The organism is Pseudomonas sp. CVAP#3, from assembly GCF_018986375.1.
Classification (GTDB): Bacteria; Pseudomonadota; Gammaproteobacteria; order Pseudomonadales; family Pseudomonadaceae; genus Aquipseudomonas; species Aquipseudomonas helvetica.
Window position 1 is genome coordinate 157,650 of sequence record NZ_JAHMSC010000001.1, and the last position, 16,115, is coordinate 173,764.

The following is a 16,115-nucleotide window of genomic DNA, read 5'->3' on the forward strand; positions in this document are numbered from 1 at the left end:
CAGCCCGGTACCCGCAATCTAGTCAGCGCCATGGATGCTGTCTGTCATTATTCGTCAGGCTGATATCCGCTCATGACAGACAAAGCCGCGCGCGTGACAATTTATGTCTAAGCGCTCCCCGGCTTATTGCAAAATCATTAGTGCCAATGTGCCACTATTTCTTGTGCTCTGTGCACGGCCTCTATACTCCAGACATTCGCCAGCGTTCATGGCGCAGGCAGAGAATGACTCAGAGACGGGGCATGCTATGGAGTGGCTTGGTTTGCATTTCATTACCGAGCTGCCAGAGAGCAGCGGGCAAGTCGTACTCAATTGCACTCATAACCCCTTTCTGGTGCTGCTGGCCTACCTGGTTGCCTGCGCGGCCAGCTTCGCCACGTTGGACATGGCCGAACGCGTCGGTCACGCCGAAAATCCCGCCTCTCAACGGCTCTGGCGCTGGGTCGGTGCCTGCTGCCTGTCGGGCGGTATCTGGACCATGCACTTCATCAGCATGCTGGCGTTCCAGGCCCCCATCGACATCCACTACGACTTACCAGTCACCCTGCTTTCCCTGCTGATCGCCTTTATTGCAGCCTTTGTGGCAATGAACACCCTGAGCAATGCTCAACTGAACGTGCGGCAATACGTGCAAACCTCGATCTGCATCGGACTGGGCATCGCCACCATGCATTACGTGGGCATGACGGCGATGCGTTCGAACGCCGTGGCCCACTACCAGCCAATCATGTTCGGCCTGTCGGTGCTGATTGCCATCGGTGCCAGTGCCATTGCCTTGCTGCTGTCGCATGGTCTGCGCAACGGCGGCGGCATCGCTCATCAAGTACTCAAATACACCGCCAGCCTGGTACTCGGCGCCGGCATCGTGAGCATGCACTTCACCGGCATGCAGTCCATGAGCCTGGTGTTACCGACCGGAGTCCCTATGCAACTGTCGGTCGACGACGACCACCTGCAACTGGCGCTGACGATTGCGCTGATCGCGCTGGTGGTCATCGGCAGCAGCATCAGCGCCGCCCTCGCCGACAAAAAACTGCAGCACAAGGACCATGACCTGCGCCGGGTCAACGTGCTGCTCAGTCAACTGGATCAGGCGCGCATGTCACTGCAACAAGTGGCGCACTACGACCCCCTGACCAACTTGATCAACCGCCGCGGTTTCAATCAGATCTTCGCCGAAAAGCTCATCGAGAAAAGCACCCATGGCGGCATGCTGGCGGTGATGTTTCTGGACATCGATCACTTCAAGCGGATCAACGACAGCCTCGGTCATGACGCCGGTGACGAACTGTTGAAAGTGCTCGCCAACCACATCAAAAGCTCGACCCGCAGCCACGATGATGTGGTCGCGCGGTTTGGCGGCGATGAGTTCTGCATTCTGATCAACCTGCGTGAGCGCGACGAAGCACGGCACATGGCCCAGCGCATCATGCAAAAGATGAAGGAGCCGATCGAGTTGGCCGGCAGGCGCATGGTCATGACCACCAGCATCGGTATCAGCGTGTTCCCTGACGATGGCAAGACCTGCGAGGAACTGCTGAAACACGCCGACCTGGCGCTGTACCAATCCAAGGGCAACGGCCGAAACGGTCTGCACTTCTTCAGCTCCAACCTGAAAACCAAGGCGACGATGGCGCTGCAACTTGAAGAAGAACTGCGCAATGCCTTACGCGACGAAGACGGGTTGATGCTTTATTACCAGCCGATCTATGACCTCAAAAGCGGCCAGGTCACCAAACTGGAAGCGCTGATTCGCTGGCAGCACCCGATACACGGCTTGCTCGCACCTGATCGTTTCATCGCGATTGCCGAAGCCAATGGCTTGATCGCCGAACTCGACAACTGGGTGCTGCGCAAAGCCTGCGAAGACCTGAGCGAGCTGTCCAGGCACGGCTGCGAGTCGTTGAAAATCGCTGTGAACTGCTCACCTCTCAATCTCGCTCGCGAAGAGCTCGCCGAGGAAGTCGAAAGTGCGCTGCGAGCAGCCGGCGTCTCACCGCAGAGGCTGGAGCTGGAGGTCACGGAAAACGCACTGATGGGCAATATTGCCAATACGCTGGTGCTACTGCGCAAGATTCGGGCACTGGGAGTTTCGTTGTCGATCGACGACTTCGGCACCGGTTATTCGTCGCTGGCCTACCTCAAGCGTCTGCCGCTGAACACCCTGAAAATCGACCGTTCGTTTATCCAGGACATCCCCAAGGCCACTCAGGACATGGAGATCGTCCAGGCCATTATCGTCATGGCCCACACCCTGCATTTGCAAGTGGTCACCGAAGGGGTCGAAACCCTGGAGCAGTACCAGTTTCTCGAACGTTTCGGTTGCGACTTTGTTCAGGGTTACTTGTTGAGCCGCCCGGTGCCGCTGGCTGAATTACGTCCGGTACTGAACGAGATCAACCAGCGCAAGCACGCACACGCCATCAATCCTTTGAGTCTGGCTCTCGGTATAGATGGATTAGTGTCGCGGGATCTTTTTCCAGATAGCCCTGACCAGCATGCAGACGCATCAACTGCGCGGCCAGTCCACTGATCGGCGTCGCCGAGCCTTGCTCGCGGGAAAACTTCACTGCGCCATCCAGGTCCTTGAGCAGCGTTCGAACATGCCACTTTATGGGTTCGAAACGGCTCTCGGCCATTTGCGGGGCAAGTATCTGCAAGGGTTTAGAGTCGGCAAACCCGCCGCTCAATGCTTCGGCCAACAGACTCGCATCCACGCCTGAACGTTCAGCCAACGCCACCACTTCAGCGATCACCAACGCATTGCAGGCAACGATCATCTGATTGCAGGCCTTGGTCACTTGCCCTGCGCCGACCGCGCCCATGTGCGTGACCCGTTGGCCAAGACTCGACAACACCGGGCGTACGCGTTCGACATCGGCTGACTCACCACCAACCATGATCGCCAGACTTGCGGCCTCGGCCCCCGCCACACCACCAGACACCGGCGCATCCAGCCAGCCCATGCCCGTACGACTAACCAGTTCGGCAGCCATTTCTCGCGTCGACGTGGGCTCCAGGCTGGAAAAATCCACCAGCAACTGGCCGGTTTTCGCACCGGATGCCACGCCCGCAGCACCGAACACGACCTCGCGAACCACCTCGGTATTGGCCAGGCACAACATCACCAGATCGGCGTGCTGACACAGCTCGGCAGGCGTGGCCACTTGTCGCGCTCCGGCCTCGACCAAGGGCGCGCACTTGTCGGGGTTGCGGTTCCAGACGGCCAGGGGATAGCCCGCAGCCAACAAGCGCCGACACATCGGTAAACCCATCAAGCCGATTCCAGCAAACGCGAGCGAAGGTAACGTAGCCATCAATTTGCCTTTGTTTGATTAAAGATCGCCAAATTTTGGCCGATTCATCATGACTCAGGAAAGGATTCCCCCTAGCGATACTCAGGTAAAGCCCTATCGCTGGGGACAATATCGCGCTGTAAAGTCGCGAGCTTCTTATTCGTGATGGCTTGATGACATCTCGCCACCGAACCAACCAGTCCAGGCACATGGCGCACAATGACTTCTAAAAATAATCCTGCCCCAGCGGTATCCGAACTGACGCTCACCGCCGCCACGGATAAACCCTCAGTCCCGAAGCCATTGACCAGCTCGCGCCCGCTTGCGACCCAGCAGTACCTGTACTTTACCGAGACCAACACCGATCGCATCCTCGACAACCTCGATGGCCTGCGCGATCTGGTGTTCCCCAAGCCGCCGCACCTGGAGGACGCCCACGAACTGCATCAGCAGGAATTCCCCTCGGTGTGCCTGATCGGTCTGGGTCGCTGCGGTTCGAACATTGCGCTGGACGTTGCGGAGCTGGTGTACAACGCCCGCAAGTTCTACCTCAACGAGTTCAACAACGAAGACAAGCCCTATGCTGAAAAGGGCTACAGCCCTGCGCAATGGATTCGTAACAACCTCAAACTGGGTGTCGGCAAGGCCACCAAACCGGTGTTCCTGGTCGAGCCACTGGTGATGCTCGGCGACCTCGACAAAGACATCGCCGGCCGTATCCGTTTCTCGCGCAAGGGCGAAAAAAGCGGCTTCCTGCGCGACTACAGCAAAATGAAGATCATGGACCTCTCGGAAGTCCACGCCGGTGGCGCCGGTAACGCGCCGATTCTCGGCCAGTACCTGGCGAAGATCATCCTGAACAAGGACACCCAGCGTTTCTCCAGCCCCGACTGGAAGATGATCCACTCGTACCTGATCGACAGCTGCGGCATCAAGGCCAACCAGTCGCGCCTGTATTTCTCGATCTTCAGCGCCGGCGGCGGTACCGGTTCGGGCATGGCCTCGGAGTTCGGTCTGGCCCAGCAACACTCGTACATGAACAAGACGTTCGACACCAAACCGGTGGACGAACACGACAGCAAGAGCGGCCACTCCTTCGTTTTCGAGCCGATCTTCACCAGCGGTATTTGCGTACTGCCGAACATTTCCGATCACCGCAGTGAAATGTCTGAAGCGCTGCACATCAACGCCGGCCGCCTGTTGTGCAAGTACCTGTCGGAAGAATGGGATTTCTCGTACAACTTCGCCAACGAAGACAGCAGCGAAGCCAGCGTCATGGGCCGCATCCGCCCATGGAACGCGATGATGCTGATCTCCAACGACATCATGCGTTACGCCGAAGAGAACGATGACGGCAATATCCAGAACATTGATGTCAATGCCATGGAAAAGCACGCCAACCAGTACATCTCGCAGCAGATCTTCAACATTCTGACGGCCCAGGCAGTCACCACCGACTACGATCAGAACTATTTCCGCCGGGCTGGCATCGACATCGGCGAAACCATTCGCCTGGACGCCAACGACCTGTTCATGAGTCTGGCCGGGCCAGTGGCGATTGCCTACGCCGAGTCGGTGGTGCCTGAGCAACCGGCACCGAGCAGCGACAAGTTCAAGGTGTTCGACAAAGAGCCACAGCGCCTGAACATCGACGACCTGTTCTTCCGCTCCATCGATCTGCCGCACTTCAACAAAGTGACCCAGGCCATCGAAGGCATCAGCCTGTTGCCGATCGAGTCCAAGCGTTATCGCGCGTCGCTTGAGCAGTACAAGAACTCGGGGTACGACGCTGCCGCGCTGCATGACCTGCACTTCTTCAAGAACTGTTCGTCGGTGGTGTCGATCGTATCGCTGCCCAAGGATTACAAACTGTCCTACATGGACCTGAACCGGTTGAAGACCCACCTCAACAGCCTGTTCCCCAACACCACGCTCAAGCGTTATGCACTGGTGATCGGTGCTTCGGCCAACCTTTCGCTGACCACCCTGATCGCCAAGAGCCCGTGCCTGTCAGACGATTTCCTGACCTTGATCGTGGCGTTCATCAAGCGCTGCTTCGCACGCAATCCGTACCGTTTCGACGAAACCCTGGACAACTCGATCCTCGACTTCATCATTCATGAAGACTTCGACGAGGCCAAAATCGACGAGCTGCTCAACGAGTTCGAAAACCCGGCGAAGATCCTCGACACCAACTGGTACGCGATCAAGCCGATGTACGAGAAGAAGTACCGCGAGCTGATCAACGACAAAGACAAATTCGTCTCGATCAACGATATCCGCCTGTCGCGCGATTGCGTGAAAAAGGCCATCAAGTACCTGCGCGAGATCTACCGCCACCGCATCGGCAAGACCAAGGTCATTTCGCTGAATAACCATACGGGTAAAACCGCTTAATAAGCGGCGCCTCCTTCGCGAGCAAGCCCGCTCCCACATTTGACCGAGTTCTCTTTGAAAGAATGCGGTCAAATGTGGGAGCGGGCTTGCTCGCGAAAGCGGCCTGAAATTCACCACATCAGCTTCAGACTTACCAACATCCAGAAACAATTAAGCAGCCCTCAGGCTGCTCTCTCAACTGTTCCCGTTACGTTTACGTAACCTTCCCCCCGCCTGCCTGTGGCGTTTCTCTACGGCAACCTGCCATCACGCTACTCGGCTACACACTTTTCTACGGCAACTTCCCGCACAACTTTGGTGCAAGCCGTCAGACCTGCGCCCTTTCCTGGATCAGAATCCACGGCGAAACCACCACCGCCCAGAGCTGCGGATCACGTTCAACCAGATCCAGCGCCCGCGTTGCAGACACCTTGGCAACCTTCTCGGCGGCCAGCCAGGCAGCCACTTTCTCGCCTTCGTCCTGGGCAACTGCCTCGGCGGCAGCGATCAAATCCAAGTCGGGATCGACCCACAATAGGGCACCCTTGGCGAAGAACGGTTCGAGTTCCTTCCAGGTAATAGATGCGGTTTCACCAAGCAGCTTGGCATAGAGGGTGCTAGGTTCTTGAGTCATGGGCCCTGTCCGGAATTGAAATCGGCGCAATCATAACGTCGGCGCTCTGGCAGAAAAACCCGGATGCAATAGAGTCATTGATCGAGAACTGCAGGAAAGCAAGGATAGCCGCTGAATCGGGTTACTACGCAGCCAAAATCCCGCCGCAATTCTGTCTTTTTCTTTCAAAAATGCGACATCCCCAGGAATTGCCCCTGAGCGCCAGCTTTCCAAGCGAACAACCGGCGCTCTACACTGTACCGGTACAGTTGCCGGGGGCATTTCCGGGGGATATCCAAGATATCGATCCGGTTCTGTGGCTCAGGCTGCCAGGACTATAAAAACTACAACAGTAAGAGTGGAGCACTATGAATAAGGCTACTAAGCAGATTTCCAAACTGTTTGCCGCTATGGTTCTGGCCGGGGTTGCCAGCCATTCGTTCGCAGCTGACACCATCAAGATCGGCATCGCCGGCCCTAAAACCGGTCCAGTGACCCAGTACGGTGACATGCAGTTCATCGGCGCTAAAATGGCCATCGAGCAGATCAACGCCAAAGGCGGTGTCGACGGCAAGATGCTCGAAGCCAAGGAATACGATGACGCCTGCGACCCTAAACAGGCCGTTGCCGTTGCCAACAAAGTGGTCAACGACGGCGTCAAGTTCGTGGTCGGCCACCTCTGCTCCAGCTCCACTCAACCGGCTTCGGACATCTACGAAGACGAAGGCGTGATCATGATCACCCCGGCCGCCACCAGCCCGGACATCACTAACCGTGGCTACAAAATGGTGTTCCGCACCATCGGCCTGGACAGCGCCCAAGGCCCTGCCGCCGGTAACTACATCGCCGATCACGTAAAGCCGAAAATCGTTGCCGTTCTGCACGACAAACAGCAATACGGTGAAGGCATCGCCACCGCCGTGAAGAAAACCCTCGAAGGCAAAGGCGTCAAGGTTGCCGTGTTCGAAGGCCTGAACGCCGGCGACAAGGACTTCTCCTCGATCATCCAGAAACTCAAGCAAGCCAACGTCGACTTCGTCTACTACGGCGGCTACCACCCGGAACTGGGCCTGATCCTGCGTCAAGCCAAGGAAAAAGGCCTGAACGCCAAGTTCATGGGGCCAGAAGGCGTCGGCAACGAATCCATCTCGCAGATCGCCCAGGACGCTTCCGAAGGCCTGCTGGTGACCCTGCCGAAGTCTTTCGACCAGGATCCGGCCAACAAAGCACTGGTTGACGCATTCGCCGCCAAGAAACAGGACCCGACCGGCCCGTTCGTGTTCCCGGCCTACTCGGCAGTCGAAGTCATCGCTGAAGGCATCAAGGCAGCGAAGAGCGAAGACACCGCCAAAGTGGCCGCAGCCATTCACGCTGGCACCTTCAAGACTCCGACTGGCGACCTGAGCTACGACGCCAAGGGCGACCTGAAGAACTTCAAGTTCGTGGTTTACCAGTGGCACTTTGGCAAACCTAAAACCGAAGTTTCGCCTCAGTAAGGCGTTGCCTGACTGACTGCCAATAAAGCCCACGGCGTGCCGTGGGCTTTGTTTTACGAGGTAATGGGCCGTGCCTCCGTGATCCGGAAGCCTCCCCACCTGAAAATCTCAAAACCGTCATCAGCGGTTCGCTGGCAAACCTCATGTTCGAAGTGGATGCAGATCCACGGGGCCTGAGCGGGAAAATGACTCCACCAGTGAAATGCGTATCAGGTTTTTAGGAGCGCAGTAATGCCTGAGATCTATCACTTTTTCCAACAGCTGGTTAATGGTCTGACCATTGGCAGCACGTATGCCCTGATCGCCATCGGCTATACGATGGTTTACGGCATCATTGGAATGATTAACTTCGCCCACGGCGAGGTCTACATGATCGGTTCCTACGTGGCCTTCATCGTCCTTGCCGGACTGGCCATGCTGGGTATCCATTCTCTACCGCTGTTGATGACCGCCGCATTCCTGGCGACCATCGTTGTTACCAGTGCCTACGGCTACAGTATCGAACGGATCGCCTACCGCCCTCTGCGGGGCAGTAACCGCCTGATCCCGCTGATCTCGGCCATCGGCATGTCGATCTTCCTGCAAAACACCGTACTGCTCTCGCAGGATTCCAAGGACAAATCGATCCCCAACCTGATTCCGGGCAGCTTCAGCTTTGGTCCGGGCGGGGCGCAGGAAGTGCTGATCTCCTACATGCAGATCCTGGTATTCGTAGTGACCCTGGTGGTGATGCTCTGCCTGACCACGTTCATTTCGCGTTCACGTCTGGGACGTGCCTGCCGGGCCTGCGCCGAAGACATCAGGATGGCCAACCTGCTGGGCATCAACACCAACAACATCATCGCCCTGACCTTCGTCATCGGTGCCGCCCTGGCGGCCGTGGCGGCTGTACTGCTGAGCATGCAGTACGGCGTAATCAACCCGAACGCCGGATTCCTGGTGGGCCTCAAGGCCTTTACCGCGGCGGTTCTGGGCGGTATCGGGAGCATTCCGGGCGCCATGCTCGGTGGTCTGGTGCTGGGGGTGGCCGAAGCATTCGGCGCCGATATATTCGGTGACCAGTACAAGGACGTGGTGGCTTTCGGCCTTCTGGTTCTGGTGTTGTTATTCCGGCCAACCGGCCTGTTGGGCCGTCCGGAGGTTGAGAAAGTATGATCAGGAATCTTAGACAGGCGCTTTTCAGCGCGCTATTGGTTTGGGCTGTGGCGTACCCGGTACTCGGCCTGAAACTGTCCATCGCCGGCATCAACCTCGAAGTACAGGGTGCCACGACCTCCACGCTGCTGATCATCGCCGCCTGCTCGGTGTTGATGTTCCTGCGCGTGCTGTTCGACCGCGAATACACGGCCGCCATGCGTTCCGTGCCCAAAGGTAAATTGATCCCGGCCGGCGCGAGCCACTTCCTGACCCTGCCCAGCACCCAGCGCTGGGTCATCATGGGATTGATCGTCATCGCTCTGGTCTGGCCGTTCTTCGGCTCGCGCGGTGCGGTGGATATCGCCACGCTGATTCTGATCTATGTGCTGCTCGGTCTGGGCCTGAACATCGTGGTCGGTCTGGCGGGTCTGCTCGACCTGGGCTACGTCGGTTTCTACGCGGTGGGCGCCTACAGCTATGCGCTGCTGTCGCACTACTACGGCCTGAGCTTCTGGATCTGCCTGCCGATCGCCGGCTTGATGTCGGCGACCTTCGGCTTCCTGCTGGGCTTCCCGGTGCTGCGTCTGCGCGGTGACTACCTGGCGATCGTGACCCTGGGCTTCGGTGAGATCATCCGGCTGTTCCTGCGTAACCTGACCGGCCTCACCGGTGGACCGAACGGTATCAGCAACATTCCCAAACCGTCGCTGTTCGGCCTGAGTTTCGAGAGAACGGCCGCCGAAGGCATGCAGACCTTCCACGAGTTCTTCGGCCTGACGTACAACCCGGTCAGCAAGGTGGTTTTCCTCTACCTGGTAGCGCTGTTGCTGGCGCTGTTCGCGCTGTTCGTGATCAACCGTCTGCTGCGCATGCCGATCGGCCGTGCCTGGGAAGCGCTGCGTGAAGACGAAATCGCCTGCCGGGCCCTGGGCCTGAACCCGACCGTGATCAAGCTGTCGGCCTTCACCCTGGGTGCCTGCTTCGCCGGTTTTGCCGGTAGCTTCTTCGCCGCGCGCCAGGGTCTGGTCACGCCGGAGTCGTTCACCTTCATCGAGTCGGCCACCATCCTCGCCATCGTGGTGCTGGGCGGCATGGGCTCGCAATTGGGCGTGGTCCTCGCGGCCGTCGTGATGATCCTGTTGCCCGAGCTGATGCGTGACTTCAGCGAATACCGCATGTTGATGTTCGGCGCCTTGATGGTGCTGATGATGATCTGGCGTCCTCAAGGTCTGCTGCCCATGCAACGTCCTCACATGGAGCTGCGTAAATGAGCAGAGATATCCTGAAAGTAGAAGGCCTGAGCATGCGCTTTGGCGGCTTGCTGGCGGTCAATAGCGTTGCCCTGAGCGTGAAAGAGAAACAGGTGGTGTCGATGATCGGCCCTAACGGCGCCGGCAAGACCACTGTGTTCAACTGCCTGACCGGTTTCTACAAGCCCACTGCTGGCACTATCCAGCTCAACGGTGAAGCGATCGAAGGCCTGCCCGGCCACAAGATCGCCGGTAAAGGCGTGGTGCGGACGTTCCAGAACGTGCGGCTGTTCAAGGAAATGACCGCCGTGGAAAACCTGCTGATTGCTCAGCACCGGCACCTGAATACCAACTTCCTGGCGGGTCTGTTCAAGACGCCGGCGTTTCGCCGCAGCGAACGCGAGGCCATGGAATACGCCGAGTTCTGGCTCGATAAGGTCAACCTCAAGGAGTTTGCCAACCGTCCGGCCGGTACCCTGGCCTACGGTCAGCAGCGCCGCCTGGAAATCGCCCGTTGCATGATGACCCGTCCAAGCATCCTGATGCTCGACGAACCGGCCGCCGGCCTCAACCCGCGGGAAACCGACGACCTCAAGGCGTTGATCGGCACCCTGCGTGAAGAGCATAACGTCACCGTGCTATTGATCGAACACGACATGAAACTGGTCATGAGCATCTCCGACCACATCTTCGTGATCAACCAGGGCACGCCTCTGGCCAACGGCACGCCGGAACAGATCCGCGACAATCCTGAAGTGATCAAAGCCTACCTGGGGGAAGCGTAAATGCTGCAGTTCGAAAACGTTTCCACCTTCTACGGCAAGATCCAGGCCCTTCACAGCGTCAACGTCGAAGTCCGTCAGGGCGAGATCGTCACGCTGATCGGGGCCAACGGCGCCGGCAAATCCACCCTGCTGATGACCCTGTGCGGTTCGCCGCAAGCCCATAGCGGCAGCATTCGCTACATGGGCGAAGAACTGGTCGGCCAGGACTCCGCGCGAATCATGCGTAAAAGCATCGCCGTGGTCCCGGAAGGTCGTCGGGTGTTTGCCCGTCTGACCGTGGAAGAAAACCTCGCCATGGGCGGTTTCTTCACCGAGAAGGGCGATTACCAGGAGCAAATGGATAAGGTCCTGGGGTTGTTCCCGCGACTCAAGGAACGCTTCAACCAGCGCGGCGGCACCATGTCGGGTGGCGAGCAGCAGATGCTTGCCATCGGCCGGGCGCTGATGAGCAAACCCAAGCTGCTGCTGCTCGACGAGCCGTCGCTGGGGTTGGCGCCGATCATCATCCAGCAGATCTTCGACATCATCGAACAACTGCGCAAGGATGGTGTGACGGTGTTTCTGGTTGAACAGAATGCTAACCAGGCGTTGAAGGTTGCCGACCGTGCCTATGTGCTGGAAAACGGCCGGGTGGTGATGCAAGGCACCGGTGCAGCCCTGCTGAGCGACCCTAAAGTGCGCGACGCGTACCTGGGCGGCTAAGCACTGCAGCAACAAAAAACGGCCTGCGGGCCGTTTTTTTTTTGCCTTGTAGGAGCACGGCTTGCCGGCGATGGCGTTCTCCCAGGCACCATCGCCGGCAAGCCGTGCTCCTACAGGATTGTGTCGTGTACAAAAGTTTTTTCACACGCGCTGTAACGAACCGCAATGACCTTTCTCTAGAGGGGTAAGCAAGCACCAATGCTTACTTGAACCCACCCTTGTTTGGAGAAACATCATGACCGCTACCACTCGCACCCTGTCCGCTGCCGCCCTCGCCCTGGCCTTGGGTTCCGCTTTGAGCATCGCAGCTCTGCCGACCACTGCCCACGCCGCAGCCACTGACATGGAAAAATGCTTTGGCGTCGCCATGAAAGGCAAGAACGATTGCGCCGCAGGTGCAGGCACTACCTGCGCGGGCACCTCGAAAGTCGACTACGAGAGCAACCACTTCAAACTGCTGCCAAAAGGCACTTGCGAGAAGACCGCCAGCCCGACCTCACCGACCGGCTTCGGTCAAATGGCCGCCTACAAAGCCAAGTCGTAATCCCTCCTCGCCTGAGTGTTGATGATGACCACTTCAGCGCTGCACAACGTACATCCTCACACTCAGGCATTGGCGTCCGAGCTCCCGCCCCGCGCGGGGCTGGGGCTCAAGACCGAGCACTTTGGCGCAGTACTCGGTACTCGCCCGGACATCGGTTTCTTCGAAGTCCACGCCGAAAACTACATGGTGGCCGGTGGCCCGTTTCATCATTACCTGGGTTTGATCCGCGAGCAGTATCCGCTGTCGCTGCATGGCGTCGGCCTGTCGATCGGCGGCGAAGGTCCGCTGAACGTCGAGCACCTTGTCCGGCTCGCCGATCTGATCGAACGCTACCAACCCCAGTCCTTTTCCGAACACCTGGCCTGGTCGAGCCACGGCCCGGTGTTTCTCAATGACCTGCTTCCATTGGCCTATAACGAGTCGACACTGCAGCGTGTCTGCGAGCATATCGACCAGGTCCAGCAGCATCTGAAACGCCCCATGCTGCTGGAAAACCCGGCGACTTACTTACAGTTCCAGCACTGCGGCATGGAAGAAGCCTGCTTCATCACTGACGTCATTCGCCGCACCGGCTGCGGCTTGCTGCTGGATGTGAACAACGTCTACGTCTCTTGCATCAATCATCAGCGCGATCCCTTGGCCTACATCGACGCACTGCCGTTGCACGCCGTGGGCGAGATCCATCTGGCCGGATTTGCCGAAGACACTGACAGCCTCGGCGATCGCCTGCTGATCGACGATCACGGTGCCCCCATCGATAACGCTGTGTGGACGCTGTACACACGTGTTCTTGAGCGCATCGGGCCGGTGGCCACGCTGATTGAGCGCGACAATCAGGTGCCGGCATTTTCCATGCTGCTCGCCGAGGCCCGTCAGGCCAATGAATTGCTGGGTTACACCGAGGTTCGCCGATGAATACTCAAGCCGATTTCGCCGCCGCCCTGCTTGATCCTCGACAGCCCTGCCCTGACGGTTTGTTCAGCGCCAACGGTGCAGACCCGGATAGCCGCTTCGCGGTGTACCGCAACAACGTGCAGAGCTCGTTGATCAACGCCTTGACCGACAGCTATCCGGTGGTTTCGCAGTTGGTCGGTGATGAGTTCTTCCGGGCCATGGCCCGGTTTTATGTGCGGGACTTCCCACCGACCAGTGCGCTGATCAACGACTACGGCAGTGACTTCGCCAGTTTCATCGAGCACTTTGCACCGGCCGCTTCAGTGCCGTATCTCGCAGATGTTGCGCGCCTGGAACGCTTGCGGGTGATGGCCTATCACGCAGCCGATGCCAATGCCGTCGAGCCTGCACAGATTGCTGCTGCGCTGGCTGCTCCCGAAGCGCTCGCACAGCTACACATTCATCTGCATCCCTCAACGTTCACGCTGAGTTCGCCGTACGCCACCGTTGCGCTATGGGCTGCCCACCAGACTGACATACCGCCCCGGAACCTTGAGCCGTATCACCCGCAAAACGCACTGGTGCTGCGCAATGGCCTGGAGGTCGAGGTCTTTGCGATCGATGTCGGCACTGCGACCTTCATCCACAGCCTGCAAAACAACCACCCTCTGGGGCAAGCAGTCGCCGATGCCCTGACCGCCGCACCGGCGTTCGACCCGAGTCAGTGCCTGGCGCTGCTGATCGGCCACAACGCCATCATCCACTTGCAACACGACAAGGTATCGCCATGAACACCCGTACCGAACACCCGAACGCCATCACCCACTTGATCGAACGGATCATCGAGCTGTTCGAGAAAATCCCCCACAGCCTGATCGCCTTCGTTGCACGTTTCTCCATTGCCGCGGTGTTCTGGAAGTCCGGGCAAACCAAGATCGAGGGCCTGGCCATCGACCTGCTCGACGGCACCTTCCAGCTCGGTATTCCGCGCCTGGCAGACTCGACGATTCCGTTGTTCCAAAGCGAATACCATGTGCCGCTGCTGTCCCCGGAACTGGCGGCGCACATGGCGGCCTTCGCCGAGCATTTCTTCCCGATGCTGATCCTCGTCGGCTTCGCCACACGCTTTTCGGCCTTGGCATTACTGGGGATGACGCTGACCATTCAGACCTTTGTCTACCCGGACGCCTACCCGACTCACGGCACCTGGGCGGCGATTCTGCTGTACCTGATGGCCAGAGGTCCGGGCGTGCTGTCGATCGATCACCTGATCGCCAAACGTTACGCCGCCAATCGCTAAGCCCTTGTAGCAGCTGTTACAACCGATCCAGCGCTTCGCCGCTGCGTTTGAACCACCCTATCAGGTAGTCGGCCAACACCTGCGTGCGCTTGGGCAAGCCGCCCTGATACGGATGCACCAGATACATCGGCATGCTGCGGGTCTGATAGTCGCGCAGCAGCCAGCGCAAACGGCCATCGGCCAGTTCAGCCTGGAGCAAGTAAGAAGGCAGGCGCGCAATCCCCGCATGGGCAAGCGCAGCCTTCTTCAGCAGGTTGTAGTGGTTGCTGGCGAACGGCCCCGAGACCCGCACCCGCAACAGTTCATGTTGCTGGTGATACAACCACTCTTCCCGGCCGCTGTAATGGCTGTTGAGCAGGCAACGATGATCGGCCAGGTCCGCCGGCGTCTGCGGCTCACCAAACTGTTCCAGATAAGCCGGGCTGGCGCAGGTCATCTCGTGCCAGGCCAACAATGGTTTGGCTACCATTCGCTCGTCGTTGGCCACCTCTGAACGAATCGCCAGATCGAAGCCATCCCGTGACAAGTCGCGGTAACTGTTGTTCAGCTCAAGTTCGATCTGCACGTCGGGGTACTCTCGGGAAAACTCCAGCAGCAACCCATCGAAAAAAGTCTCCCCCAACGACACCGGGACCGTCATCCGAATCGGCCCTGCCATATCGTCCTTCAACCGTGCCAGGGCCTGTCGCGCCCGCTCTACCTGAATCACCAGCGCCTGCGCTTGCGGCAACAACGCCGCACCAGCGGCTGTCAGGCTCAAACGCCGTGTGGTTCGCTGCAACAGCACTACGCTGAAACGTGTTTCCAGCTGGCTGATGCGCTTGGACAACTGCCCCTTGCTGCACCCCAGTTGCTGCGCTGCCAGCGTAAAACTGCCGGCCTCGATCAACACTGCAAACGCCGCCAGATCATCCATTTCGCTCATGGATTGTTTCCATTTGAAAACCAAAGGTTGCCCATTAGCACGCTTATCAATAAAAAAAACCACACTAAACTGAAACCACATTCACCCACTTGAGGATTCGCACGATGAAAATTCTTTTGATTGGAGCCTCCGGCACTGTCGGCTCGGCCATTGACCGGGAACTGTCCCAGCGCCACAAAATCATTCGTATCGGTCGCAAGAGTGGTGACTTCCAGGTCGATATCAGTGACAGCGCCTCGATCCACAAGCTGTTCGAACAGACCGGCAAATTCGATGCGCTGATCTGCGCCGCCGGCAGCGTCAACTTCGTGCCACTGGCGAACATGACCGAAAAAGACTTCGAGCTGGGCTTGCGAGACAAGCTGATGGGCCAGGTCAATCTGCTGTTGATCGGCCGGGATTTCGCCAACGACGGTGCGTCGTTCACCTTCACCACCGGCATTCTCAGCCACGATCCGATTCGTACCGGCAGCTCGGCGTCGATGGTCAACGGCGCCCTGGACAGTTTCGTTAAAGCGGCGGCTATCGAATTGCCACGCGGTCTGCGGATCAACTCGGTCAGCCCTAACGTACTGGTTGAAGCCATGGGCAGCTATGCACCGTACTTCCGCGGATTCAAACCGGTTCCAGCCGCCGATGTGGCACTGGCCTACGCGAAAAGCGTGGAAGGCTTGCAGACTGGCCAGATCTACAACGTCGGCTGAGAGCGAGGCGTTTTACAGGAAGGCAGGTGCACTGCAGGGTTGTGATGAGCGGTCAGCCTGAGTAACGTGGCGGCACTTGTCTGGAGACCCAAC

The 16,115-nt window shown here is 58.4% G+C and carries 15 protein-coding genes; 12 read left to right on the top strand and 3 right to left on the bottom strand.

Features of this window, described 5'->3' with window-relative positions; translation table 11 throughout:
• The first annotated feature begins 247 nt into the window (after positions 1–247).
• Positions 248–2,533 carry a bifunctional diguanylate cyclase/phosphodiesterase gene (locus KRR23_RS00715; RefSeq protein ID WP_216740951.1) on the top strand — a complete coding sequence of 762 codons (2,286 nt, stop codon included), beginning with the start codon at positions 248–250 and terminating at the stop codon, positions 2,531–2,533.
• Here the strand turns inward: KRR23_RS00715 and KRR23_RS00720 are convergent.
• Entirely contained in the window at positions 2,424–3,320 is an 897-nt protein-coding gene (locus KRR23_RS00720; protein WP_216740952.1) for an NAD(P)-dependent oxidoreductase, read from the bottom strand. The two genes, KRR23_RS00715 and KRR23_RS00720, sit on opposite strands and share 110 nt — an antisense overlap.
• Before the next feature lie 195 nt (positions 3,321–3,515).
• Here KRR23_RS00720 and KRR23_RS00725 point away from each other — a divergent pair, with 195 nt between their 5' ends.
• Positions 3,516–5,693, top strand: coding sequence for a hypothetical protein (locus tag KRR23_RS00725; protein WP_054596021.1), 2,178 nt, complete (start codon positions 3,516–3,518; stop codon positions 5,691–5,693).
• A 307-nt stretch (positions 5,694–6,000) separates the two neighbouring features.
• Here KRR23_RS00725 and KRR23_RS00730 read toward each other — a convergent pair whose 3' ends face one another.
• Positions 6,001–6,306 carry a DUF2288 domain-containing protein gene (locus tag KRR23_RS00730; protein WP_216740953.1) on the bottom strand — a complete coding sequence of 102 codons (306 nt, stop codon included), beginning with the start codon at positions 6,304–6,306 and terminating at the stop codon, positions 6,001–6,003.
• A 347-nt stretch (positions 6,307–6,653) separates the two neighbouring features.
• Here KRR23_RS00730 and KRR23_RS00735 point away from each other — a divergent pair, with 347 nt between their 5' ends.
• The 9 genes from KRR23_RS00735 to KRR23_RS00775 all read left to right on the top strand — a co-directional run bounded on the left by KRR23_RS00735 (position 6,654) and on the right by KRR23_RS00775 (position 14,393).
• A complete protein-coding gene (locus KRR23_RS00735) occupies positions 6,654–7,781 on the top strand; it encodes a branched-chain amino acid ABC transporter substrate-binding protein (protein ID WP_054596019.1) in 1,128 nt (375 codons plus the stop codon).
• Between the two features lie 231 nt (positions 7,782–8,012).
• A complete protein-coding gene (gene livH, locus KRR23_RS00740) occupies positions 8,013–8,936 on the top strand; it encodes a high-affinity branched-chain amino acid ABC transporter permease LivH (protein ID WP_019692183.1) in 924 nt (307 codons plus the stop codon).
• On the top strand, positions 8,933–10,189 hold the full coding sequence (locus tag KRR23_RS00745) for a high-affinity branched-chain amino acid ABC transporter permease LivM (RefSeq protein WP_216740954.1): 1,257 nt from the start codon (positions 8,933–8,935) through the stop codon (positions 10,187–10,189). The genes livH and KRR23_RS00745 overlap by 4 nt, the downstream gene beginning before the upstream one ends.
• Complete coding sequence (gene livG / locus KRR23_RS00750; RefSeq protein ID WP_216740955.1) at positions 10,186–10,953, top strand: high-affinity branched-chain amino acid ABC transporter ATP-binding protein LivG; 768 nt, start codon at positions 10,186–10,188, stop codon at positions 10,951–10,953. Before KRR23_RS00745 ends, livG begins: the two co-directional genes overlap by 4 nt.
• The gene (locus KRR23_RS00755; RefSeq protein ID WP_145020292.1) at positions 10,954–11,655 is read left to right on the top strand and encodes an ABC transporter ATP-binding protein; all 702 of its coding nucleotides are present in this window, start codon (positions 10,954–10,956) and stop codon (positions 11,653–11,655) included.
• A gap of 235 nt (positions 11,656–11,890) precedes the next feature.
• A complete protein-coding gene (locus KRR23_RS00760) occupies positions 11,891–12,199 on the top strand; it encodes a DUF2282 domain-containing protein (protein WP_216740956.1) in 309 nt (102 codons plus the stop codon).
• Between the two features lie 24 nt (positions 12,200–12,223).
• Complete coding sequence (locus KRR23_RS00765) at positions 12,224–13,114, top strand: DUF692 domain-containing protein (protein WP_216741331.1); 891 nt, start codon at positions 12,224–12,226, stop codon at positions 13,112–13,114.
• On the top strand, positions 13,111–13,884 hold the full coding sequence (locus KRR23_RS00770; RefSeq protein WP_216740957.1) for a DUF2063 domain-containing protein: 774 nt from the start codon (positions 13,111–13,113) through the stop codon (positions 13,882–13,884). Before KRR23_RS00765 ends, KRR23_RS00770 begins: the two co-directional genes overlap by 4 nt.
• Positions 13,881–14,393: a DoxX family protein gene (locus KRR23_RS00775; protein WP_216740958.1), complete on the top strand. Its 513-nt coding sequence runs from the start codon at positions 13,881–13,883 to the stop codon at positions 14,391–14,393. The genes KRR23_RS00770 and KRR23_RS00775 overlap by 4 nt, the downstream gene beginning before the upstream one ends.
• 16 nt (positions 14,394–14,409) lie before the next feature.
• On the opposite strand, the gene KRR23_RS00780 is transcribed toward KRR23_RS00775, so the two are convergent.
• Positions 14,410–15,318, bottom strand: a complete 909-nt coding sequence (locus KRR23_RS00780) for a LysR family transcriptional regulator (protein WP_216740959.1) — start codon at positions 15,316–15,318, stop codon at positions 14,410–14,412.
• 104 nt (positions 15,319–15,422) lie between these two features.
• Between KRR23_RS00780 and KRR23_RS00785 the strand changes: the two genes are divergently transcribed.
• Positions 15,423–16,022: a short chain dehydrogenase gene (locus tag KRR23_RS00785; RefSeq protein ID WP_216740960.1), complete on the top strand. Its 600-nt coding sequence runs from the start codon at positions 15,423–15,425 to the stop codon at positions 16,020–16,022.
• Positions 16,023–16,115: the final 93 nt, after the last annotated feature.